The 21,184-nt window shown below is 68.6% G+C and carries 21 protein-coding genes; 10 read left to right on the top strand and 11 right to left on the bottom strand.

What is annotated here, in order from left to right; genetic code table 11:
* Positions 1 to 19 precede the first annotated feature (19 nt).
* The 8 genes from AC3A6B_RS05060 (at position 20) to AC3A6B_RS05025 (ending at position 6,940) form a co-directional block, all read left to right on the top strand.
* Positions 20 to 1,051, top strand: coding sequence for a LacI family DNA-binding transcriptional regulator (locus AC3A6B_RS05060; RefSeq protein WP_487835665.1), 1,032 nt, complete (start codon positions 20 to 22; stop codon positions 1,049 to 1,051).
* Between the two features lie 124 nt (positions 1,052 to 1,175).
* On the top strand, positions 1,176 to 2,138 hold the full coding sequence (locus AC3A6B_RS05055; RefSeq protein WP_487835664.1) for a Bug family tripartite tricarboxylate transporter substrate binding protein: 963 nt from the start codon (positions 1,176 to 1,178) through the stop codon (positions 2,136 to 2,138).
* 7 nt (positions 2,139 to 2,145) lie between these two features.
* The gene (gudD, locus tag AC3A6B_RS05050) at positions 2,146 to 3,480 is read left to right on the top strand and encodes a glucarate dehydratase (protein ID WP_487835663.1); all 1,335 of its coding nucleotides are present in this window, start codon (positions 2,146 to 2,148) and stop codon (positions 3,478 to 3,480) included.
* A gap of 22 nt (positions 3,481 to 3,502) precedes the next feature.
* Positions 3,503 to 4,294: an HpcH/HpaI aldolase family protein gene (locus tag AC3A6B_RS05045; protein WP_487835662.1), complete on the top strand. Its 792-nt coding sequence runs from the start codon at positions 3,503 to 3,505 to the stop codon at positions 4,292 to 4,294.
* Between the two features lie 12 nt (positions 4,295 to 4,306).
* Positions 4,307 to 5,191 carry a 2-hydroxy-3-oxopropionate reductase gene (locus AC3A6B_RS05040; RefSeq protein WP_487835661.1) on the top strand — a complete coding sequence of 295 codons (885 nt, stop codon included), beginning with the start codon at positions 4,307 to 4,309 and terminating at the stop codon, positions 5,189 to 5,191.
* Positions 5,192 to 5,236: 45 nt separating this feature from the next.
* Complete coding sequence (locus tag AC3A6B_RS05035) at positions 5,237 to 6,289, top strand: SMP-30/gluconolactonase/LRE family protein (RefSeq protein WP_487835660.1); 1,053 nt, start codon at positions 5,237 to 5,239, stop codon at positions 6,287 to 6,289.
* 91 nt (positions 6,290 to 6,380) lie between these two features.
* Entirely contained in the window at positions 6,381 to 6,683 is a 303-nt protein-coding gene (locus tag AC3A6B_RS05030) for a hypothetical protein (protein WP_487835659.1), read from the top strand.
* Between the two features lie 8 nt (positions 6,684 to 6,691).
* Positions 6,692 to 6,940, top strand: a complete 249-nt coding sequence (locus tag AC3A6B_RS05025; protein ID WP_487835658.1) for a hypothetical protein — start codon at positions 6,692 to 6,694, stop codon at positions 6,938 to 6,940.
* A 14-nt stretch (positions 6,941 to 6,954) separates the two neighbouring features.
* Here the strand turns inward: AC3A6B_RS05025 and AC3A6B_RS05020 are convergent, their stop codons facing one another.
* From AC3A6B_RS05020 to AC3A6B_RS05005, 4 genes are all read right to left on the bottom strand, one after another.
* Positions 6,955 to 7,956, bottom strand: coding sequence for a S1C family serine protease (locus AC3A6B_RS05020; RefSeq protein ID WP_487835657.1), 1,002 nt, complete (start codon positions 7,954 to 7,956; stop codon positions 6,955 to 6,957).
* A gap of 83 nt (positions 7,957 to 8,039) precedes the next feature.
* Positions 8,040 to 8,945: an NmrA/HSCARG family protein gene (locus tag AC3A6B_RS05015; RefSeq protein WP_487835656.1), complete on the bottom strand. Its 906-nt coding sequence runs from the start codon at positions 8,943 to 8,945 to the stop codon at positions 8,040 to 8,042.
* A gap of 2 nt (positions 8,946 to 8,947) precedes the next feature.
* Positions 8,948 to 9,793 carry a pirin family protein gene (locus AC3A6B_RS05010; RefSeq protein ID WP_487835655.1) on the bottom strand — a complete coding sequence of 282 codons (846 nt, stop codon included), beginning with the start codon at positions 9,791 to 9,793 and terminating at the stop codon, positions 8,948 to 8,950.
* 10 nt (positions 9,794 to 9,803) lie between these two features.
* Positions 9,804 to 10,181 (bottom strand): DoxX family protein, encoded by a 378-nt coding sequence (locus AC3A6B_RS05005; RefSeq protein WP_487835654.1) that lies wholly within the window; start codon positions 10,179 to 10,181, stop codon positions 9,804 to 9,806.
* Positions 10,182 to 10,265: 84 nt separating this feature from the next.
* Here AC3A6B_RS05005 and AC3A6B_RS05000 point away from each other — a divergent pair, with 84 nt between their 5' ends.
* The gene (locus tag AC3A6B_RS05000; protein WP_487835653.1) at positions 10,266 to 11,186 is read left to right on the top strand and encodes a LysR family transcriptional regulator; all 921 of its coding nucleotides are present in this window, start codon (positions 10,266 to 10,268) and stop codon (positions 11,184 to 11,186) included.
* Here AC3A6B_RS05000 and katE read toward each other — a convergent pair.
* Together katE and AC3A6B_RS04990 are read right to left on the bottom strand one after the other, a co-directional pair.
* Positions 11,183 to 13,363, bottom strand: a complete 2,181-nt coding sequence (gene katE, locus AC3A6B_RS04995; protein ID WP_487835652.1) for a catalase HPII — start codon at positions 13,361 to 13,363, stop codon at positions 11,183 to 11,185. The genes AC3A6B_RS05000 and katE overlap by 4 nt on opposite strands.
* A 49-nt stretch (positions 13,364 to 13,412) precedes the next feature.
* Positions 13,413 to 13,559: a hypothetical protein gene (locus AC3A6B_RS04990; protein WP_487835651.1), complete on the bottom strand. Its 147-nt coding sequence runs from the start codon at positions 13,557 to 13,559 to the stop codon at positions 13,413 to 13,415.
* Positions 13,560 to 13,864: 305 nt separating this feature from the next.
* Here AC3A6B_RS04990 and AC3A6B_RS04985 point away from each other — a divergent pair, with 305 nt between their 5' ends.
* Positions 13,865 to 14,680, top strand: a complete 816-nt coding sequence (locus tag AC3A6B_RS04985; RefSeq protein WP_487835650.1) for a transglutaminase-like domain-containing protein — start codon at positions 13,865 to 13,867, stop codon at positions 14,678 to 14,680.
* 4 nt (positions 14,681 to 14,684) lie between these two features.
* Here AC3A6B_RS04985 and ligD read toward each other — a convergent pair whose 3' ends face one another.
* The 5 genes from ligD to AC3A6B_RS04960 form a co-directional block, all read right to left on the bottom strand.
* Positions 14,685 to 17,210 (bottom strand): DNA ligase D, encoded by a 2,526-nt coding sequence (gene ligD / locus AC3A6B_RS04980; protein WP_487835649.1) that lies wholly within the window; start codon positions 17,208 to 17,210, stop codon positions 14,685 to 14,687.
* An 8-nt stretch (positions 17,211 to 17,218) separates the two neighbouring features.
* Entirely contained in the window at positions 17,219 to 18,184 is a 966-nt protein-coding gene (gene ku, locus AC3A6B_RS04975) for a non-homologous end joining protein Ku (protein ID WP_487835648.1), read from the bottom strand.
* 88 nt (positions 18,185 to 18,272) lie between these two features.
* Positions 18,273 to 19,088 (bottom strand): amidohydrolase family protein, encoded by an 816-nt coding sequence (locus AC3A6B_RS04970; protein ID WP_487835647.1) that lies wholly within the window; start codon positions 19,086 to 19,088, stop codon positions 18,273 to 18,275.
* Positions 19,085 to 20,083, bottom strand: a complete 999-nt coding sequence (locus AC3A6B_RS04965) for a hydroxyacid dehydrogenase (RefSeq protein WP_487835646.1) — start codon at positions 20,081 to 20,083, stop codon at positions 19,085 to 19,087. Before AC3A6B_RS04965 ends, AC3A6B_RS04970 begins: the two co-directional genes overlap by 4 nt.
* Positions 20,080 to 21,174 (bottom strand): LacI family DNA-binding transcriptional regulator, encoded by a 1,095-nt coding sequence (locus tag AC3A6B_RS04960; RefSeq protein WP_487835645.1) that lies wholly within the window; start codon positions 21,172 to 21,174, stop codon positions 20,080 to 20,082. The genes AC3A6B_RS04965 and AC3A6B_RS04960 overlap by 4 nt, the downstream gene beginning before the upstream one ends.
* Between the last annotated feature and the right edge of the window lie 10 nt (positions 21,175 to 21,184).

Below are 21,184 nucleotides of genomic sequence, written 5' to 3'. Positions count from 1 at the left end.
CCCCGCTAGAATCCAACTCATGAACCCCGAGGCCCTCCCGGCACGCCGCAGCCGCCGCGGCAGCGGCGCCGTCACGCTGCACGACGTCGCCAAGCTCGCCGGCGTGGCGCCCATCACCGCCTCGCGTGCGCTCAATACGCCGGCGCAGGTGTCGGCCGAGGTGCTGAAGAAAGTCACCGACGCGGTGGCCCGCACGGGTTACGTGCGAAACGGCCTGGCCGGCGGGCTGGCCTCGACGCGCAGCCGGCTGGTGGCCGCCGTGGTGCCGACCATCGCCGGGCCGGTGTTCCTGCAGACCGTGCAGGCGCTGACCGAGGCGCTCGCCGAGAGCGGGTACCAACTCATGCTGGGCCAGAGCGGCTACGCCGAGTCGCGCGAGGATGCGCTGCTCGAGGCTATCATCGGCCGCCGGCCGGATGGCATCGTGCTCACCGGCATCATGCATTCGGCCGAGGGACGCAAGCGCCTGCTGGCCGCGGGCATTCCGGTGGTCGAGACCTGGGACCTCACACCCACGCCGCTGGACATGCTGGTCGGCTTCTCGCACGCCGAGGTCGGGCGCGCGGTGGTCGACTTCCTGCGCAGCAAGGGCCGCAGCCGGCTCGCGGTGGTGGCCGGCGACGACGAGCGCTCGCGGCGGCGCCACCAGGCTTTCCAGGACGCGGCGCGCGCCGCCGGCCTGCGCGAGGTGCGGCTGATCTACGTGCCGGCGCCGACCACGATGAAGAGCGGCCGCCGCGCGCTGGCCGAGCTGTTCGCGGCCGCGCCGGACATCGACGCCGTGTTCTGCAGTTCCGACCTGCTCGCGCTCGGCGTGATGACCGAGGCGCAGGCGCTCGGCATCGCGGTGCCGGCGCAGCTGGCGGTGGTCGGCTTCGGCGATCTCGAGTTCGCGGCCGACCTGAACCCGGCGCTGAGCACGGTGCGCATCGATAGCAAGGCCATCGGCCGGCAGGCCGCGCGCTTCATCGTGGACCGTGCGGAAGGACGGCAGGTCGACCCGCGCGTGGTCGACATTGGCTTCTCGATCGTCGATCGCGACAGCGCCTGATCCGTACAAACCCCTAGCTCCGGGCCGCTTGACGCTTCAACTGGTAGCGCTATCATTCGTGCTATCAGATGGTAGCGCTACCTGGCTACCGCCACCCCTGTCAAAATCTCAAGGAGACAACCCAATGAAGAAGCTGCTCGGCGTCCTCGCCATCGGCCTTGCCGTCAGTGCGGGCGCCCACGCCCAGGACTGGCCTCAAAAACCCGTGACGCTGGTCGTTCCCTTCCCGCCCGGCGGCTCCACCGACATGGTGGCGCGCGCCATCGGCCCCAAGCTCACCGAGAAGCTGGGCCAGCCCTTCCCGGTCGACAACAAGGCCGGCGCCACCGGCACCATCGGCACGACGCTGGTCAAGCGCGCGGCGCCCGATGGCTACACCTTCCTCGTCACCTCGCTCGGCCCGCTGGTGATCGCGCCGCACCTGATCAAGGGCATGCAGTACGACGCGCTGAAGGACTTCGACCTGATCACGGTGGCCGTGCAGGCGCCCAACGTGCTGGTGGTCCCGGCCGCCTCGCCGCACAAGACCGTGGCCGAGGTGATCGCGCACGAGAAGAAGAACCCCGGCAAGATGAGCTTCGCCTCCTCCGGCAACGGCTCCAGCGACCACCTCACGGCCGAGCTGTTCTGGCAGCAGACCGGCACCACCGGCCTGCACGTGCCCTACAAGGGCGGCGCGCCGGCCATGACCGACCTGCTCGGCGGCCAGGTCGATGCCTCGTTCCAGAACATCAACGCGGTGGTGCCGCACATCAAGTCCGGCAAACTCAAGGCGCTCGCGGTCACTGGCGACAAGCGTTCGCCGGTGCTGCCCGAGGTGCCGACGATGAGCGAAGCCGGCGTGAAGAACGTCGAGGTCTATTCCTGGCAGGCCGTGGTCGCGCCCAAGGGCCTGCCGCCGGCGGTGCGTACCAAGGCCGCCGAATCGGTGGTGGCCGCGCTCAACGACCCGGCCGTCAAGCAGCAGTTCACTTCCATCGGCCTCGAGGTGGTGGGCAACACGCCGGCGCAGTTCACGAGCTTCCAGCAGCAGGAATATGCGCGCTGGAAGAAAGTGATCGAGACGGGCAAGATAACCATCGACTGAGCCAGCCATGCCCATCAACACCACCCCCCTGATCACCGACCTGCGCGTGATCCCCGTCGCCGGCCGCGACAGCATGCTGCTGAACCTGAGCGGCGCGCACGGCCCCTTCTTCACGCGCAACCTGCTGATCCTGACCGACAACGCCGGCCGCACCGGCGTCGGCGAGGTGCCCGGCGGCGAGAAGATCCGCCAGACGCTCGAAGACGCACGGCCGCTGGTCGTCGGCCAGCCGATCGGCGCGCACCAGCGCGTGCTGCAGCAGATGGGCAAGCAGTTCGCCGACCGCGATGCCGGCGGCCGCGGCCTGCAGACCTTCGACCTGCGCACCACGATCCACGCGGTGACCGCGGTCGAATCGGCGCTGCTCGACCTGCTGGGCCAGCACCTCGAGGTGCCGGTCGCAGCGCTGCTCGGCGAGGGCCAGCAGCGCGAGGCGGTCGAGATGCTGGGCTACCTGTTCTACGTCGGCGATCGCGACAAGAGCGACCTGCCCTACGCGCGCGAAGCCGATGCCGGCAACGACTGGTTCCGCCTGCGCCACGAGAAGGCGATGTCGCCCGAGGCCATCGTGCGCCTGGCCGAGGCGGCACGCGAGCGCTACGGCTTCAACGATTTCAAGCTGAAGGGCGGCGTGCTGCGCGGCGAGGAAGAGATCGAGGCCGTGACCGCGCTGCACGAGCGCTTTCCGACCGCGCGCGTCACCCTCGACCCCAACGGCGGCTGGCTGCTGAAGGACGCGATCCGCCTCATGCGCGACATGCGCGGCGTGGTCGCCTATGCCGAAGACCCGTGCGGCGCCGAAGAGGGCTTCTCCGGCCGCGAGGTGATGGCCGAGTTCCGGCGCGCCACCGGCCTGCCGACCGCGACCAACATGATCGCCACCGACTGGCGCCAGATGAGCCATGCGCTCGCGCTGCAGTCGGTCGATATTCCGCTGGCCGATCCGCATTTCTGGACCATGGCCGGCTCGGTGCGCGTGGCGCAGACCTGCCGCGACTGGGGCCTCACCTGGGGTTCGCATTCGAACAACCACTTCGACGTCTCGCTCGCGATGTTCACGCACGTCGGCGCCGCGGCGCCGGGCCGCGTGACCGCGATCGACACGCACTGGATCTGGCAGGACGGCCAGCGCCTCACCAAGGAGCCGCTGCAGATTCAGGGCGGCCTGGTGCAGGTGCCGAAGAAGCCGGGCCTAGGCATCGAGCTCGACATGGCCGAGGTCGAGAAGGCGCACCAGCTCTACCAGCAGCACGGCCTGGGCTCGCGCGACGATGCGGTGGCGATGCAAGCGCTGATTCCCGGCTGGAAATTCGACCCCAAGCGGCCGGCCTTCGACCGATAGCAACACCAACCAAGGAAGCCCCATGAGAGAAAACCGCCTGCGCACGCTGTGGAAATCCGGTGGGGCTGCCGTCAACGGCTGGCTCGCGATACCGAACAGCTTCTCGGCCGAGACCATGGCCCACCAGGGCTGGGATTCGCTGACCATCGACCTGCAGCACGGTGTGGTCGATTACCAGGCCATGCTCCCGATGCTGCAGGCGATCTCGACCACGAACACGGTGCCGGTGGTGCGCGTGCCCTGGCTGGAGCCCGGCATCCTCATGAAGACGCTGGACGCCGGCGCCTACGGCGTGATCTGCCCGATGGTCAACACGCGCGAAGACGCGCAGCGGCTGGTGGCCTGGACGCACTACGCGCCGCGCGGCACGCGCAGCTTCGGCCCGGTGCGCGCGCTGCTCTATGGCGGCGCCGACTATCCCGAGCATGCCAACGACACCATCGTCACCTTCGCGATGATCGAGACCGCGCAGGCACTCGACAACCTGGACGACATCCTCTCGGTCGAAGGCCTGGACGCGGTGTACATCGGCCCGTCGGACCTCTCGCTCGCGCTCGGCTGCCGTCCCGTCTTCGACGACGTGGACCCGCCGGTCGCGCAGGCCATCGACCACATTCTCGAACGCGCCAAGGCGCACGGCCTGGTCGCCGGCATCCACAACGGCCGGCCCGACGTGGCGCTGGCGCGCATCGCCAAGGGCTTCCAGTTCGTCACCGTGAGCTCGGACGCACGGCTCATGGCCGCGGGCGCGCAGCAGATGCTGGCGGCGATGCGGGCCGCGCCGGCGCCGGCGGCTCCCCCCTCTACCTACTGAAAGGATATTCAAATGAAAGTTGGATTCATCGGCCTCGGCATCATGGGCGCGCCGATGGCGCAGAACCTCCTGGCCGCCGGCCACGAGATGTTCGTGCGCACGCGCAGCAAGGTGCCCGAGGCGCTGGCCAAGGCCACGCAGTGCAAGACCAACGCCGACGTCGCGCGCGCCGCCGATGTCGTCGTGCTCATGCTGCCGGACACGCCCGATGTCGAGTCGGTGCTGTTCGGCAAGGACGGCGTCGCCGACGGCCTGAGCGCCGGCAAGACGGTGATGGACATGAGCAGCATCTCGCCCATCGAGACCAAGGCCTTCGCCAGCAAGATCAACGCGCTCGGTTGCGAGTACCTCGACGCGCCGGTCTCCGGCGGCGAAGTCGGCGCCAAAGCCGCCAGCCTGACCATCATGTGCGGCGGCTCCGAAACCACCTTCAACAAGGTGAAGCCGCTGCTTGAAGCCATGGGCAAGAACATCACGCTGGTCGGCGGCAACGGCGACGGCCAGACCACCAAGGTGGCGAACCAGATCATCGTGGCGCTCAACATCGCGGCGGTCGGCGAGGCGCTGCTGTTCGCGAGCAAGGCCGGCGCCGATCCGGCCAAGGTGCGGCAGGCGCTGATGGGCGGCTTCGCGGCCAGCCGCATCCTCGAAGTGCATGGCGAACGCATGATCAAGCGCACCTTCAACCCGGGCTTCCGCATCGCGCTGCACCAGAAGGACCTGAGCCTCGCGCTCGCCGGTGCGAAGTCGATGGGCGTCGCGCTGCCGCAGACGGCCTCGGCCGCGCAGCTGATGCAGTCCTGCGCCGCCCACGGCTGGGACCAGCTCGATCATTCGGCGCTGGTCAAGGCGCTGGAGCAGATGGCGGCGCACGAGGTGGCCAACCCGCCGGCCTGAAGCCGCATCGCGCCGCCGACAAGAACAACAACCCTGGAGACGAGCATGCAAGAGCAACAAGGCGCGAGCGCGCGCCGCGCTTTCCTGAAGACGGCCGCGGGCGGCACACTGGCCGCGCTGGGCGGCACTGCTGCCGCGCAGGCCTTCGACTTCAAGCCCAGCCAGCGCTACCCCGACCCGGCGGTGCAGGTGCTGGACCCGAGCTTCGGCAAGTACCGCATCTACAGCAGCACGGTCGAGCAGCTGGGCACCGGCATGCGCTGGGCCGAAGGCCCGGTGTGGTTCGGCGACGGACGCTACCTCCTGGTGAGCGACATCCCCAACAACCGCATCATGCGTTTCGACGAGGCCACCGGAAGCTTCGGCGTGTTCCGCCCGCCGTCCAACTTTTCCAACGGCCTGGCGCGCGACCGGCAGGGCCGGCTGCTGGCCTGCGAACACCTGACCCGGCGCATCACGCGCACCGAGTACGACGGCAGGATCACCGTGCTGGCCGACAGCTTCAACGGCAAGAAGCTCAACTCGCCCAACGACATCGTCTGCAAGTCCGACGGCTCCATCTGGTTCACCGATCCGCCCTTCGGCATCGCCGGCAACTGGGAGGGCGACAAGGCGGCCTCCGAGCTGCCGCACTCCGTCTACCGCATCGCGCCCGACGGCAAGATCGCCCTTGTCACCGCCGACCTGAACGGCCCCAACGGCCTGGCCTTCTCGCCGGACGAGAAGAAGCTCTACATCGTCGAGGGACGTGCCCAGCCCCACCGCGTGATCTGGAGCTACGACGTCGGCAGCGTCGCCAGCCTGTCCAACAAGACCCGGCTGGTGGACGCCAATGGACCCGGTTCGATCGACGGCTTCAAGGTCGACGTGGACGGCAACCTGTGGTGCGGCTGGGGCAGCAACGGCGCGCCCGGCGCGAACTCCGCGGATCTGGACGGCGTGATGGTGTTCAACCCGCAGGGCAAGGCCATCGGATTCATCCGCCTGCCGGAGCGCTGCGCCAACCTCAGCTTCGGCGGGGCCAAGAACAACCGGCTCTACATGGCAAGTTGCCACTCGCTTTACGCGCTCTACGTCGAAACGCACGGCGCAACGTGAGAGGCGACGACGCGAGCCTTCGTTAAAAAAGTAAGTAAAAAGGTTGGTTTGCGACTTGTTACGTTGTGCAATGCTAGGCACAATGTATTACATGGAACGTCAAAACCCCTCCCAACCGCGGTGGTCCCCCGAGGGACTGCTCAGTCTCTTGCGCGCCAGCCTGCCGCCAGCGGGACCCGGGGCGGCCGCGCTTCCTCCACCGCCGGCGCGCCTCGACAGCCGCCAGCTTTCCGAGGCGGCCAGCGCGTGGCGCAAGCGTTCTGCGGAGGGCGACGAGGGGGCAGAATCCGTCGCGGCCGCGCTCGAGTACATCGCCACGCGCCGCGCGCGGGAAAAAGGCGCGCGGATCCAGGCGATGGGCAAGCGGCTTTCGCAACTGATGCAACTGAGTTGAGGCGTGCCATGAAGACCCAGACCGAAGCCATTCGCGAAGGCTACGAAGTCGATCTGTCCGGACCCGGCCGGCCGTTGGGCGCGCGAGGCAGATACCCGGACTACGAGATGATTCCCCTGCTGACCGACATGGAAGCGGAACTGCTCAACACCTTGAGCCTGGTGCGCAAGATGCTCGCCGAAGGTCCGCCCAGCAAGGATGCCCAGCAGGGCGTGGTGCGCGCGATCGACGGCCTGCTTTCCGTCGCGCGCTCCTGAGCCCTCCGACTCCCTCAGCGCCGCACGGCCGCCGGCTGCACGCGCTCCTGCGCCGTGACCGTGCGCGTCACGAGCCGCCCTTCCCGCAGCAGCGACACCTCGACCGGCCGTCCGATGCGCGTCGCATCGAGCAGGCGCAGCAGATCGTCCGCGCCGGCGATCGCCACGCCGTCCAGCGCGACGACGATGTCGCCCACCTTCAGGCCCGCCAAGTCCGCGGGGCCGCCGGCCTGCACTTCCCCGATGCGCACCGCGTTGGCCCCCGCCTGAATGGCCAGGGCCACGCGCCGCGCCAATGGCACCGTCTGCGCCGCGATGCCGAGGTGCGCGCGCCGAACCCGGCCATGGGCGATGAATTCGCCGATCACGAAGCGGGCCGTGTTGCTGGAGACGGCGAAGGCCAGCCCCTGCGCGCCGGCGATCATGGCGGTGTTGATGCCCACCACCAGGCCCGATGCGGCCACCAGCGCGCCGCCGGAGTTGCCCGGGTTGAGCGCCGCGTCGGTCTGGATGACGTCGTCGATCAAGTGCCCGCTTTGCGAGCGCAGCGAACGGCCGAGCGCGGAGACGATGCCCGCCGTGATGGTCGACTCGAAGCCCAGCGGATTGCCGATGCCCACCACCAGGTGGCCGCGCTTCAGCAGCTTGGAGTCGCCCAGCATCGCCATCGCGGCCCCGCGCGGGAGTTCGACACGCAGCAACGCCAGGTCGGTGGCCGGGTCGTCGCCGATCACTTCGGCCTCCTTGCTCTCGCCGTCCGCCGGGCCGATGCGCACGCGGCGCGCGCCGGCCACCACGTGGCTGTTGGTGAGCACCAGCCCGTCGCCGGCGACGACCACGCCCGAGCCGAACCCGCCGCCGCGCCGGCCAGGCGCTGCGCTTTGCACGCGCACCACGGCCGGCCCCACGTTGTCGGCCACGGCCGCCACCGCGCGCGAATAGGCGTCGATCAGGGCATCCTCGGTCGGCTCGGGGCCGATGCCTTCCGTGTTGAGCATGGCTTCAGATGGCTTCATTGTGTGAAGCCACAAGAGCTGAAGCCACTGCCCGGATGGGCAGGTACCTGCTGCCGGGCGGGCTGCGTCAGAGCTGGGGATGGTCAGTCCGCATGGATCGGAAAGTTCGCCCGGGACCAGGTCGAGAACTTGCTCGGTTCCACACCTGCCACTCTATTGGCGAGCGCAATCCGGTCCTGTGAATCCGAACCCAGGTAGGTATGGGCCTGGAAGTACCCGAACATCTCGGCCACTTCGGCGGCTCCGGGAAAGAAACCGGCGAAGACTTCGCTTGGCACTTGCTTGAATGACAACTTGTGGCCCTGCCGGTTCAGCGTGTCGACGATCTCGTTGAAACTCAGGAAATCGCCCACCAGCGGCAGGTACTCGCCATGGCCCGCCTGGTCCGGTTGCACGAAAGCTCCGGCAACGATGTTGCCGAGTTCGCCGATGTCGCCCATGTGGATGCAGCGCACGTCGGGGTCGAGGGGAAGGGACCAGGCCAAGGATCCGTCTGCCTGTTTTTGCGGCGAAAGGACGCCGGGGAGGTTCTGATAGAAGAAGGGCGCGACGACGAAGGTGTGATTCGCGAACCCGGCCTCCCGGACGATCCGATCGATCCTGGCCTTGCCGGTGAAGTGCGCCACGTCGAACTTGCCGCCGCTGATCGCTTCCACATTGGGCAGCGTCGACCAGACAAAGTGTTTGACGCCGGCGTCCTTGGCCGCGCGTACCGCTGCCGTTGCCTGCTTGAGCTCGTCGGTGCCCTGCTCCCAGAAGTTCGTGACCAGAAAGACGCCATGGGCTCCTTCAAATGCAGCTTGAAGGGTTTCCGGGCGGTTCAAGTCCGCTGCAACGACTTCATCGGCAAGTCCGCGATGCCGGTCCGGATTGCGAGTCAGCGCGCGTACTTTGAATCGGCCGCTGGCTTGCAGGGCGCGCTTGACTGCGCCTCCCTGCTGGCCGGTTGCGCCGATCACGGCGATCAGTTTTCTATCGTCGGATGCCATGTCTATTTCCTTGCTTCAAAAAAAGCTTGCCGCAGCCGCGCGCCGATGCGCCGGATCTCGGCCTCGCCCTGATCGAGCGCCGTCTTGTTCGTGTGCACCGAGTAGCGCCCCACCACCAGTTCGTGCGGGTGCTTCACGGCCGAGCCCAGAACGAAGGCCGTGTCGCCGTGGGCCACGAAGTCGATGGCCGCGCCGGACTCCTCGAAGATCGCGAGCTCGCCGGCGACGACCGGTCCACCCGCATCGAGCCGGCCGGCGTTGACCGCGACCCAGCCGACCGTGTGGCCGGCGGGCGGCGTGTAGCGCCAGCGCTCGCCGTCTTTCAGGCGCACGGCCAGATAGTTCATCGACGCCGGCGCGGGAATGACGCTTTGCGCCGTGCCGTGGCGCCCGAGCAGCACGCGTGCCGGGCCCTCCTGCGGCACCTGCGAGGGCGCGAGGTAAAGGCTTTGGGCGGGCGCGTTTTCTTCCGCAGCGGGCAACGCCACCCAGAGCTGGAAGCCCAGTACCGGCGAGTCGCCGACCGGCGCGCCGGTGTGCCACACGCCGTTGCCGGCGCGCATCCATTCCACGCCGCCGGCGGGCAGCACGCCCTTCTTGCCGGTCGTGTCTTCATAGCCGACGTCGCCTTCGATCATGAAAGTCAGCGTCGCGATGCCCGAGTGCGGGGGCATGCCGAAGCCCTTGTGGCCGGGCTCGGGCCGGAAGCCGAAGAGGTCGAGAAAGACGAAGGGCTTGAGAACCTCGCCCAGATCGCTCGGACTCACGAGCCGCGTGATCGGCCCATGCGTGCTGCCGCGCGTGCGGTAGACGATGGCGCGGGCTTTGGTGTCGACGATGGTGGTCATGCGATTTCCCTCAGTCCGGCGCCGGGAGCGAGACGGGCCGCAGCCGCCAGGCCACAAAGGCCGCGAGCGCCCCGAGCACCAAAGCCGGCGCAGGATTGCCGCCGATCAGCAGCACGTGCGTGGCCGCCGCTGAGACCATGGTGGCGCCGAGCAGCAGGCCGCCGAAGAAGCCGGTTGCAGGTACGAGCAGTAGCACGGCGCCGACGACTTCGACCGCACCCGTCAGGTAGCGAAACCACTGGCCCAAGCCGATGGCATCGAACACCTGGACCATCTGCGGCACGCCGGCCAGCTTGGCGATGCCTGCCGCGCCGAAAGCCAGCGCCAGAAGAATGCGAACTCCCCAGACGATGCGGCGCTGCGTGGGGGAAAGGGGAGAAAGAGTCATGCACAGAAGATTAGGGCCGCAGCTATTCATCGACTAGACGGCACAATCGGATTGCACTCATCCAAGAACAGAAGGAATTTCCTCGTGCTCGACCTGAACGACATCGCCATGTTTGTGCAGGTGGTGCGCTGCGGCAGCTTTGCCGAGGCGGCGCGGCGCCTGGGCGTGCCGTCCAACACCTTGAGCCGGCGCATCCAGCAGCTCGAAGCCCGGGTGGGCACGCGGCTGTTGCAACGCTCCACGCGCAAGCTCACGCTCACCAGCGCCGGGCAGGCGTTCCATGAGCGCTGCGCAGGTGCGGTCGACGGACTGTTCGAGGCCGGACAGGAGTTGATGACGGGGAGCCAGGAACCCAGCGGCCTGGTGCGCGTTGCGGCGATGGCCGATTTCTTCGACTTCTTTCCGATGGAATGGGTGGCTGAATTTCTGGCCGCGCATCCGCGGGTGCGAATCGACTTCGTGCTCAGTGATGCGAAGGCCGATCTGATTGCCGAGCAGATCGACGTCGCGTTTCGCGGCGGCCCGTTGCGCGACTCCGGCTACGTCGGTCGCCAGCTTCTCGGCGTCCGCAGCGACGGCATGGTCGCCAGCCCTGCCTACATCGCCGCGCGCGGCAGGCCAGGCACGCTGCAAGAGTTGGCGAGCCACGACTGCGTGACTTCCGCCCATCCCAGCGGCCGCGCTGTTTGGCGGCTGACCGGACCCGAGGGGGTGGAAGAGGAAGTGCAGGTGGCCGGCCGCTTCTGCGGGAACACGGCGCAGGCATTGCGCAAGGCGACCCTAGCCGGCCTCGGCATCGCGCTGCTTCCACCGAGCATGGCCGGGCTCGACATTCGGGCGGGCCTGCTCGTGCCGGTGCTGCCGCAATACCAGCGCCGGGGCCACGGATTGAACGTGCTCTATCCGAGCCGGCGGCAGCTTCCACGGGCGGTGTCGGCGTTCATCGGCTTGGTCACGCAGAAGCTGAGTGCGGCAGAGGCGTTGCCGGCGGTGCTCCGGCCCTAGGCCGGCACGGCGTCGATGTTCGGCCGGTCCCAGTGCCGGTGCTTAGCGATCGCCGCGATGAAATCCTGCGCGATCTGCGTGGCGGCACTGGTGTCGCCGAGGTTGGTGGCGGGCGTCGCGGCCACCACCACGCCGGCCGGCGCCTTGGCCGGATCGGCACCGACGCCCAGCGTCGCGAGCAGTTTCACGCCCTCGCCCACCGTGCAGATGGCCTTGCAGTGCTTGTAGGCCTCGAGCACGAAATGCAGCGCATCGCCGCTGCGCGCCAGCGCCTCCGCGCCCTGCGCGCCGGCGGGCACGAGTACGGCATCGAACATCACCGAAGGCATGTTGGCGAAGGTGGCGTCGACATCCAGCTGGCGCCTCGACGCGCTCGCGACGGTGCCGAGCCGCGGGCCGACCACCTTGCACTGCGCGCCCGCCTGTTCGAGCGCTTCGCGGATCGGCTTCAGCGAGGCCGAGTCGATGCCGTCCATCACCAGGATCGCCACCTTGCGCGTCTTGATCGAGCCGTCGCCGGTGTCGGCCATGCTGAGCGCGCGCGACTCCTCGATCGGCAGCGTCATGCGGTGCTCGCGATAGCCGGCCCGGCCCGCGGCCGCCTTCGCATCGGGGGCGTTGATGCCCAGCGGCTCGGCCACGCGGCGCGCGAGCTTCTCGTCGACGTGAGCGAGGTTGTCCACCATGCGCTGGCGTATCGCCGGCGCCTCGACCTTCGAGAGCTCGAAGCGGAAGGCCGCGATGATGTGCTCCTTCTCGGCCACGCTCTGGCTGTTGAAGAAGAGCCGCGCCTGCGTGAAATGGTCGTCGAAGGAGGGGCTGCGGCGCCGCAGCTTGGGCGGGTCGATTTCCTCGGGAAAGGACTGGAAGCCGCCGCTCGCGCCGTCGATGCGGAACTCCTTGCCGTCGATGAGCGAGTGCGGTTCGTAGGCCACCTGGCCGCGCGCGATGCTCTGGCGGTGCATGCCGTCGCGCTGGAAGTTGTGGAAGGGGCAGACGCTCTTGTTGATCGGCAGCTCGTGGAAGTTGGCGCCGCCCAGGCGCGAGATCTGCGTGTCGGTGTAGGAGAACAGGCGGCCCTGCAGCAGCGGATCGTTCGTGAAATCGATGCCCGGCACCACGTGGCCCGGGTGGAAGGCCACCTGCTCGGTCTCGGCGAAGAAGTTGTCGGGGTTGCGGTTGAGCACCAGGCGGCCGATGCGCTGCACCGGCACCATCTCCTCGGGCACGATCTTGGTCGGGTCGAGCAGATCGAAGCCGAAGGCATGCTCCTTGTCCTGCGGAATCAACTGCACGCCCAGCTCCCATTCGGGGAAATCGCCGCGCTCGATGGCCTCCCACAAGTCGCGCCGGTGGAAGTCGGCGTCCTTGCCGGCGATCTTCTGCGCTTCGTCCCAGGCCAGGCCGTGGATGCCGAGCTTGGGCTTCCAGTGAAACTTGACGAAATGGCTCTCGCCGCGCGCATTGACGAAGCGGAAGGTGTGGACGCCGAAGCCTTCCATCATGCGCAGGCTGCGCGGGATCGCGCGGTCCGACATGATCCACATCAGCATGTGGGTGGTCTCAGGCATCAGCGAGGCGAAGTCCCAGAAGGTGTCGTGCGCGCTCGCCGCCTGCGGCATCTCGTGGTGCGGCTCGGGCTTGACGGCATGGATCAGGTCGGGGAACTTGATCGCATCCTGGATGAAGAACACCGGGATGTTGTTGCCCACCAGGTCGTAGTTGCCCGCGCGCGTGTAGAACTTGACCGCGAAGCCCCGCACGTCGCGCACCGTGTCGGCCGAGCCGCGCGATCCCGCCACGGTCGAGAAGCGCACGAAAACGGGCGTGCGGACCGCCGGGTCCTGCAGGAAATCGGCAGAGGTGAACTGCGACATCGACTTGTAGACCTCGAAGTAGCCGTGCGCCGCCTCGCCGCGCGCGTGCACCACGCGCTCGGGGATGCGCTCGTGGTCGAAGTGCGTGATCTTCTCGCGCAGGATGAAGTCTTCGAGCAGCGACGGCCCGCGCGCGCCCGCTTTCAGCGAGTTGTGGTTGTCCGGGATCTGCAGGCCCTGATTGGTGCTGAGCTGCGGCGTGTTGTCGCTCGTGAAGGCGGCCAGTTGTTCCTGCTTGGCATTGCTGCCGGCGCCCGGCTTCGGGCGACGGGCGGCGGCCGCCTTGTTCTGTGCCGTCATCGAGATTCCTTCGTTCTTTTAAGAATGCGGCGCCTCGAAGCGCCGCGGATCAGCCGGTCTCCGCGTCGAAGAACACGTCCAATGCGCTGACCACCGCCACGAGTCCGACGATGGCGGCCGCAGCCGCTATGGCCCAGAACAGGACATCGTCGATCCAGCCATTTCCGAGCGCGCCGAACAATGTGGAAAGCTCCATGATTCGCTCCAGATCAACTTTGCGGGACGGTTCGGCAGGCACTGCATGCCGGCTGCGAGCAAGCCATGAGCTTAGATTTGGCACCGCCGAAACCCCGTAGTGGCCGCGCGCTCCGGCGTGTGGGAGCGGCGAGGAGTACACGGTAGGACCGCACTGACGGCTCTGTGGGCGTGCCTACGCCGCTTCGCGTACCCGTCCACGTCCGCCGGCCGCGGCGATCTATATAGGATGAAGCGGCTGCGCTCGGCACCAAAACTGCTTGTGCGGTATCACACCTCCGACCTTCTCAACCGGCCCGCGCCACCATGCTCATCCAAATCGGCTTCGACATCGAACTCGGCGTCACGGCGCCCACGGCGCTGATCTACATGCTGCAGGTGCACCCCTCGCGCGCTGCCGACATCGCGGACGGCGAGCACATCACGATCAGTCCGCCGCTCCACACCGACCACTACCGCGACGCCTTCGACAACCATTGCGCGCGCGTACGGGTGCCCGCCGGCGTGAGCAGCGTGCGCCTTCGCAACGAGGCCGTGGTATTCGACTCCGGCTGGGCCGATCCGGTCGACCTGGGCGCGGTCGAGCACATGCCGGCCGACCTGCCGGTGGAAACGCTGCCCTTCCTGCTGCCCAGCCGCTACTGCGAAGTCGACAGCGAGCTGCTGCAGTTCGCCTGGAACACCTTCGGCCAGGTGCCCAAGGGCTGGCCGCTGGCGCAGGCCATCTGCGACTACGTGCATCAGCACCTGCGCTTCGACTACCAGCGCGCCCGCGCCACGCGCACCGCGCTGGAAGCCTGGCGCGAGCGCGTCGGCGTGTGCCGCGACTTCACCCACCTGGCGATCACGCTGTGCCGCTGCATGAACATCCCGGCGCGCTATGTGACCGGCTACCTCGGCGACATCGGCATTCCGCCCGTGCCCTATCCGATGGATTTCAGCGCCTGGTTCGAGGTCTACCTCGGCGAGCGCTGGTACACCTTCGATGCGCGCCACAACACGCCGCGCATCGGCCGCATCACGATCGCGCGCGGGCGCGACGCGGCCGACGTGCCGATCACGATGATCTTCGGCGAGAACACGTTGCAGCGCTTCGAGGTGACCACCGACGAGGTGGTCTGAAGCGTCAGGCCGGCGGCGGCGTGTAGCCCAGCGTCTTCATCGCCGCGCCCAGGCCTTTGCGGCTCTTCTCCATCGCGGCCCACGGCTTGTTGCCGGTGGCGATGCGCTCGCCGATGTTGCCGACCGTCCATTGCGCTGCGCTCTTCAGCTCGGGCAGCTCGTCCCATTCGAGCGGCACCGACACGCCCAGCCCCGGCCGCGAACGCGCCGACCAGGCGCTGACCGTGGTGGCGCCGAAGCCGTTGCGCAGATAGTCGACGAATATCTTGCCGACCCGGTTGCGCGGCCCGCTCTTGGCGACGAAGCGGTCGGGAATGGTCTGCGCCAGGTGCTGCACCACCGCCTGCGAGAAGCCCTTGACCGCATCCCAGCTGTAGTGGCGCCGGATCGGCACCACCACGTGCAGGCCCTTGCCGCCGCTGGTCTTCAGAAAGGCCGGCAGGCCGAGCTCGGTGAGCAGCGTGCGCACCAGCAGGGTGGCGTCCAGCATCTTCGGCCATTCGACGCCCTCCCCCGGGTCCAGGTCGAAGGTCATGCGGTCGGGCCTGCCGATCGCGTTCGAGGTGGCGTTCCAGGTGTGCAGCTCGATCACGTTCATCTGCGCCGCCGAGAGCACGCCGCGGGCGGCGTCGATCTGCAGCAGCGGCTCGTGCTCGGGATCGAGCGCCGGGTCCAGCAGCTTGACGCCCGGCATTTCGCTCTGGTTGGCATGCTTCTGGAAGAACAATTCGCCGCCCACGCCCTCGGGCGCGCGCACCAGCGCCACCGGCCGGCCCTTCAGATGCGGCAGCAGGAGCTCCGACACCCCGTCATAGAAGGCGACGAGTTCGCCCTTGGTGGTTCCGCTCTTCTCGTCGATCACGCGGTCGGCGTTGGTGATGCGCAGGTCCATGGTGCGGCTCGCTCCTTTGCTGCTGTTTCCGGCTGCCGCCGGCTTGGGGGGCGCCTGCGCCTTCTCGCGGCGGATCTCTGTCGCCGGCTTGTCGGCGCGCAGGCCCTGGAAGACCGAATGGCGGATGCGGTGGTCGCGCGTCCACTCGCCGAACGCCACCTCGGCCACCAGCTTCGGCCTGACCCATTGCGCCTTGACGCCGGCGGGGCGTCTGTCGAAGGGGCAGTCGCCGGTCGCCAGCTTGTCGAGCCTGGCCTTGACGTCCGCCAGGCGGTCGGCGTCGAAGCCGGTGCCGACGTTGCCGCAGTACTGCAGTGCGCCCTGCTCGTCGTACACGCCGAGCAGCAGCGAACCGAAACCCGCGCGCGCGCCCTTGGGCGCCGTATAGCCGCCGATCACGAACTCCTGCCGCTGCTGGTTCTTCAGCTTGATCCAGGTCGGCGAGCGGCGCGAGACATAGCCCGACCCCTTGAGCTTGCCGATGATTCCTTCGAAGCCGAGCTGCGCGGACGACGCCAGCAGATCCCGCGGCGCGGCATCGACGGCCTGCGAGAGCCGCAGCGGGGCCGGCGGCTTCCTGCCCAAGAGCTTGGCCAGCAGTCCGCGGCGTTCTTCCACCGGTGTCTTGCGCAGGTCGCGGCCGTCGAGGAAGGGCGCATCGAAGAGCCAGTAGACGATCGACGAGGTCGCATGGCGGTCGAAGGCGTTCTGCAGCGCCTGGAAGTCGGGCGCGCCATTCGCGCCATGGACCACGATTTCGCCGTCCAGCCAAGCCGAGCGCGTGGGTAGCCTGGCGAGCGCCTTCACGAGGCCGGGAAGCTTCGCGCTCCAGTCGTGGCCGTTGCGCGTGACGCATTGCACCTGGTCGCCGTCGATGCGCGCCAGCAGGCGGTAGCCGTCGAACTTGAGTTCGTAGAGCCATTCCTCGGCCACGGCCGGCGGCGCCGCGACCAGCGTGGCGAGCTGGGGCTCGAAGCTGTGGGGCAATGCGGCCTTGGGCAGAGCCGGCGCCCTCTTCGCCGCGGACGATGCCTTCTTCTTCGCAGGCGGCGGCTGAGGCGGGTCGTCGACGCCACGGCCGCTGAGCACGCTGTCCGGCAGTTCTTCGACCACGTCGAAGTCGGCCAGCGGGCGCGCCTCCTCGTCGTTCTCCTTGATCAGCAGCCAGGGCTCCTGCTTCTCGCCCTTGCCGCGCATGCGCACCAGTGTCCAGTGGCCGCGCAGCTTGTCGCCGTGCAGCTCGAACTTGAGCTTGCCCTCGGCAAGGCCGCGGCGCGCGTCGCCCTCGGCCTCCCACTCGCCGCGGTCCCAGACGATCACGGTGCCGGCGCCGTACTGCCTGGGCGGGATGGTGCCTTCGAAGTCGGCATAGGAGACCGGATGGTCTTCCACGTGCACCGCCATGCGCTTGACGCTCGGATCGAGGCAGGGGCCCTTGGGCACGGCCCAGCTCTTCAGTGTGCCGTCGAGCTCGAGCCGGAAGTCGTAGTGCAGCTGGCTCGCATGGTGCTTCTGGACCACGAAGGAATGCCCGCCGCGGCCGGCGCGGCCGGCCGTGCGCGGCTCCGGCGTCTTCTTGAAGTCGCGCTTGTCGTGATAGCGCGCCAGCGCCTCGCGCGCACTCGGTCTGTTCGCCACGCGCTGCCTCAGGCGGCCGCCTTGCGGCGCGATGCGGATTTGCGGGCCGGCGCGCGCTTGCGTGCCGCGGCCTTGGCAGCCGGCTTGCGGGCGGTCCTGGCCGGCTTTTCTTCCGGCTCTTCTTCCTCGTCGTCTTCAGCCGCCGCCTTGCCGCCCTTGCGCAGGCTGCGCTGCAGCAGCTCGGTGAGGTCGACGATCTTCGCGCTCGAGCGCCCTTCGTGCTCTTCCACCGGCTCGAGCTTGGTCACCTCCTCGGTCTGGCCCGCTTCGATCTTCCGGTCGACCAGCCGCATGATCTCGTCCTTGAACGAGTCCTTGAATTCATCGGGGTCCCAGTCCGAGCTCATGTCCTTGACCAGTTCGCCGGCCATCTTGAGTTCGCGCTCCGACAGGCCCACCTGCTTGACGCTTTCCGACGGCAAGGGCAGCTCTTTCCATGGGCGGATGTCGGCACCCCAGCGCAGCAGGTTGAGCACCAGCCCCGGCCCCACCGGCACCAGCGCCGCGAGATGCTGCTTGGTCTGGATCACGACCCGCGCCACGCCGATGCGGCCGGCGCGCTTCAGCGTTTCGCGCAACAGCGCGTAGACCTTGCCGCCGCGGTTGATCGGCGCGACGTAGTAAGGCCGCTCGAGATAGACGAAGGGGATGCTGTCGGCCGGCACGAAGGTCTCGATCTCGATGGTCTGCGTGGTCTTGGGATAGGCGTCGGCGATTTCCTTGTCGCTCAACACCACGTACTCGCCGTCCTCGTACTCGATGCCCTTCACGATCTGCTCGCGCGCGATCTCCTTGCCGGTCTTCTTGTTGATGCGCTTGTAGCCCACCGGGTCCATGGTGCGCTTGTCGAGCCAGTCGAAGTCGATGCCGTGGTCGACAGTGGCCGAGTACAGCGCCACCGGGATGTGGACCAGACCGAAACTGATGGCGCCCTTCCACAGGACGCGCGGCGCGGGGGCTTTGGATGCGGGCATGACGACGATCCTCCGGACGGCCACCGTAGGGCGGCCTGCCGGCGCCGCATGTAGGAACGCGGCGTCGCGCGTCGTAAGGGCTGCGCCTCTACGCGGCGAAGCCGTAGAGCTCGGCCGGGTTGTCCACCAGCAGCTTGCGGCGCGCGGCCTCGCTGTCGAAGAGCGCCAGCGCCCAGTCGAGCAGGGCCGGGTTGGAGGGCTCGGGCTTGACGTTGGGATGCGGCCAGTTGGTGGCCCAGACGCAGCGCTGCGGATAGCGCCGGGCCAGCAGGCGCGCGAGCGGCACCGCGTCGGCATACGCGGGCGGGCCGCTCTTGGAGGTCTCGTAGGGCGCGGCCAGCTTGATCCAGCAATTGCCCTTGTCGAGCAGGCGGCAGAGAGCGCCCACGGCCTCGCCGTCGAGCGGCGCCGGACCGAGGAACTTGCCGATGTGGTCGATGACGAAGCGGCCCGGCAGGCGCTCCAGCATCGCCATGTGCCGCGGCAGCTCGCGGCCGTCGAGCTGCAGGTCGATGTGCCAGGCGAGCGGCGCGATGCGCGCGGCCATGTGCTCCAGGCTGGACCAGGGCAGGAGGCCGCCCGACAACATCATGAAGCGCACGCCGCGCATGCCGGCATGGTGCAGGCGCTCGAGCTCGGCATCGGCCACTTCGGGCGGCACCACCGCGATGCCGCGCGCCTCAGGGCCCAGCTGCGCGAGCGCCGACAGCGTGCAGCGGTTGTCGAAGCCGTAGCCCGTGGGCTGAACCACGATGGTGCGCGTGAGGCCGAGCGCCTGCTGCACCTCGCGGTAGGCCGAGGCCGGCGCATGCGGCGGCTTGAAGGTCGCGGTGGGCGCGAGCGGCCACGCGTCTTCGTAGATGTGGACGTGGCAATCGCAGGCGCCGGCAAAGTCGATCGTCATGCGGCAAGCCTCCATTGCGCAAGCCGCGTGGCATGCGCCGCATTCACGGCGCCGGGCGGCATCTCGCCGCGCATCAGCGCGGCGATCTGGGAGACGGTCTCGAGCGCCTGGTGCTCCACCGCCGGCAGCGTGAGCCCGCCGATGTGCGGCGTGGCGACGACGCGCGGATGGCGCGCCAGCGCCGGCGCGGGCATCTGGTCGGGCGCGCGGCCGACGTCGAGCGCGGCGCCGGCCAGGTGGCCGGATTCCAGCGCGGCGAGCAGGGCCTCGTCGTCGACCAGCTCGCCGCGCGCGGCATTGACGAAAAAGGCGCCCGGCTTCATGGCCGCGAAGGCTTCGGCGTTCATGAGCTTCTCGGTCTGCGCGTTGGCCGGCGCCAGGCAGACGACGAAGTCGGACTGCGTCAGCAGCGCCGGCAGCGCGACCTGCTCGCGCATCGGCTGCCGCTCGATTGGCTGCGGATCGTTGACCAGCACGCGCATGCCGAAGGCCTGCGCCAGGTCGCCGAGATAACGGCCGATCGCGCCGAAGCCGATGATGCCCAAGGTCGACGCGCGCAACTGCCGGCCCATGAAGGGCGCCGGCGGCTCGCCGCGGTGATAGGCATGGGTGTAGCGGCCGATGCCGCGGGCGAGGTCGACCATCACGGCGACGATCCACTCGGCCACCGCCGGCACGAAACCCGGGCTGGCCTGCGTCACCAGCACGCCGTGCCGGCTCGCGGCCTCGACGTCGACGGTGCGGATGTCGACCGCGCAGCGCACGAAGGCGGCCAGCCGCGGCAAGTCGCGGAACAGCGATTCGGGCCCCGGCGTCTGCCGGTAGGCGATCAGCGCGTCGCAGCCCTGCGCCGCGGCCACCAGCTCCGGCGTCGAGAGCTCGCGCGGCTCGGGATTGAAGCGCACCTCGACGATCGCCTCCAGCGCCCGGGTGGCCTTGGGGCCGAAGTACTGCGCCAGCTTGTCGGCTGGATGCGTCACGAAAACGGTCGTCATGTGGCTGCCTTCTCGGGCTTGGTTTTTCTTGTGCTGCGGGGCCGGCCGGCCGCGGGCGGCGGCGCGACGGACTCACGTTCGATCAGTTGAACATCGGTAAAGACCTGCTCGCGCTCGTCCTCGCCGGGCTCGCCCGGGTGCTGCATCGCGCGCTCGACCATGGCGCGCGCCATCTCGCGCACCGGCAGCTGCACCGTGCTCAGCATCGGGTTCGACAGGGTCGCAAGGAACAGGCCGTCGATGCCGACCAGCGAGACCTCCTCCGGCACGCGCAGGCCGGCTTCGCGCAGGCCGGCCATCAGCCCGAGGGCCATCAGGTCGTTGAGGGCGACGATGCCGGTCGGATGCTCGGGCAGGCCCGCGATCTGCAGCGCGGTCGCGCGGCCGACCTCGGCGATCACCGAGTCGCCGTATTCGTTGAGCGCGCCGCCATCGAGCACCTGCGCGCTCGCACGCAGGCCCGCGGCCTCGGCGGCGGCGAAGAAGCCGTCGATTTTGGCGCTGCGGCTCATGGTCATGCCGGCCACGGTGGCGAAGGCCAGGCGCCGGTGGCCCTTGTCGATCAGGTGCTGCGTCGCCAGGCGCGCAGCCTCGAAGTTGTCGGGCATCACGTGGCCCACCTTCGAAGGCTTGCCCGGCGTCGCGCCGCGGTCGTAGCTCACCACCACCATGCCGCGCTCCACCGCCGACTCGAAGTGGCGCTCGTCGGCCAGCGAGGAGATCACGATCACGCGCCGCACGCCGTGCGCCAGCAGGTCCTCGAAGAAGGCGCTTTCCTTCTCGCGGTCGCGGTAGGTGCTGCCGATCAGGAGGCGATAGCCGAAGCGCTCCTGCGCGATGCTCTCGATCTCGCGCGCGATGTAGCCGTACATCGGGTTCGCCATCGACGGCACCAGGAGGCCCAGGAGCGGCGTCTGCCCGGTCTTGAGCTGCTGGGCCAGCTTGCTGGGCCGGAACTTGAGCGCCTGGATCGATGCTTCGACGCGCGCCAGGGTTTCCGAACGCATGCGGTCGGTGCGGCCGTTGAGCACGTTGGACACGGTGCTCACCGACACGGCGGCATGGCGGGCGACGTCCTGGATGGTGGTCATGGATTCGGTT

The organism is Variovorax sp. Soil_C_33, from assembly GCF_057656935.1.
The sequence above is the reverse complement of the archived record's forward strand: the minus strand, read 5'-3'. Positions and strand labels throughout refer to the sequence as shown.

What these genes read in the sequence shown, in the direction of transcription:
- AC3A6B_RS05060 (WP_487835665.1), top strand. Translation starts at nt 20, where the DNA reads ATGAACCCCGAGGCCCTCCCGGCACGCCGCAGCCGCCGCGGCAGCGGC.
- AC3A6B_RS05055 (WP_487835664.1), top strand. Translation starts at nt 1,176, where the DNA reads ATGAAGAAGCTGCTCGGCGTCCTCGCCATCGGCCTTGCCGTCAGTGCG.
- gudD (WP_487835663.1), top strand. Translation starts at nt 2,146, where the DNA reads ATGCCCATCAACACCACCCCCCTGATCACCGACCTGCGCGTGATCCCC.
- AC3A6B_RS05045 (WP_487835662.1), top strand. Translation starts at nt 3,503, where the DNA reads ATGAGAGAAAACCGCCTGCGCACGCTGTGGAAATCCGGTGGGGCTGCC.
- AC3A6B_RS05040 (WP_487835661.1), top strand. Translation starts at nt 4,307, where the DNA reads ATGAAAGTTGGATTCATCGGCCTCGGCATCATGGGCGCGCCGATGGCG.
- AC3A6B_RS05035 (WP_487835660.1), top strand. Translation starts at nt 5,237, where the DNA reads ATGCAAGAGCAACAAGGCGCGAGCGCGCGCCGCGCTTTCCTGAAGACG.
- AC3A6B_RS05030 (WP_487835659.1), top strand. Translation starts at nt 6,381, where the DNA reads ATGGAACGTCAAAACCCCTCCCAACCGCGGTGGTCCCCCGAGGGACTG.
- AC3A6B_RS05025 (WP_487835658.1), top strand. Translation starts at nt 6,692, where the DNA reads ATGAAGACCCAGACCGAAGCCATTCGCGAAGGCTACGAAGTCGATCTG.
- AC3A6B_RS05020 (WP_487835657.1), bottom strand. Translation starts at nt 7,956, where the DNA reads ATGAAGCCATCTGAAGCCATGCTCAACACGGAAGGCATCGGCCCCGAG.
- AC3A6B_RS05015 (WP_487835656.1), bottom strand. Translation starts at nt 8,945, where the DNA reads ATGGCATCCGACGATAGAAAACTGATCGCCGTGATCGGCGCAACCGGC.
- AC3A6B_RS05010 (WP_487835655.1), bottom strand. Translation starts at nt 9,793, where the DNA reads ATGACCACCATCGTCGACACCAAAGCCCGCGCCATCGTCTACCGCACG.
- AC3A6B_RS05005 (WP_487835654.1), bottom strand. Translation starts at nt 10,181, where the DNA reads ATGACTCTTTCTCCCCTTTCCCCCACGCAGCGCCGCATCGTCTGGGGA.
- katE (WP_487835652.1), bottom strand. Translation starts at nt 13,363, where the DNA reads ATGACGGCACAGAACAAGGCGGCCGCCGCCCGTCGCCCGAAGCCGGGC.
- AC3A6B_RS04990 (WP_487835651.1), bottom strand. Translation starts at nt 13,559, where the DNA reads ATGGAGCTTTCCACATTGTTCGGCGCGCTCGGAAATGGCTGGATCGAC.
- AC3A6B_RS04985 (WP_487835650.1), top strand. Translation starts at nt 13,865, where the DNA reads ATGCTCATCCAAATCGGCTTCGACATCGAACTCGGCGTCACGGCGCCC.
- ku (WP_487835648.1), bottom strand. Translation starts at nt 18,184, where the DNA reads ATGCCCGCATCCAAAGCCCCCGCGCCGCGCGTCCTGTGGAAGGGCGCC.
- AC3A6B_RS04970 (WP_487835647.1), bottom strand. Translation starts at nt 19,088, where the DNA reads ATGACGATCGACTTTGCCGGCGCCTGCGATTGCCACGTCCACATCTAC.
- AC3A6B_RS04965 (WP_487835646.1), bottom strand. Translation starts at nt 20,083, where the DNA reads ATGACGACCGTTTTCGTGACGCATCCAGCCGACAAGCTGGCGCAGTAC.
- AC3A6B_RS04960 (WP_487835645.1), bottom strand. Translation starts at nt 21,174, where the DNA reads ATGACCACCATCCAGGACGTCGCCCGCCATGCCGCCGTGTCGGTGAGC.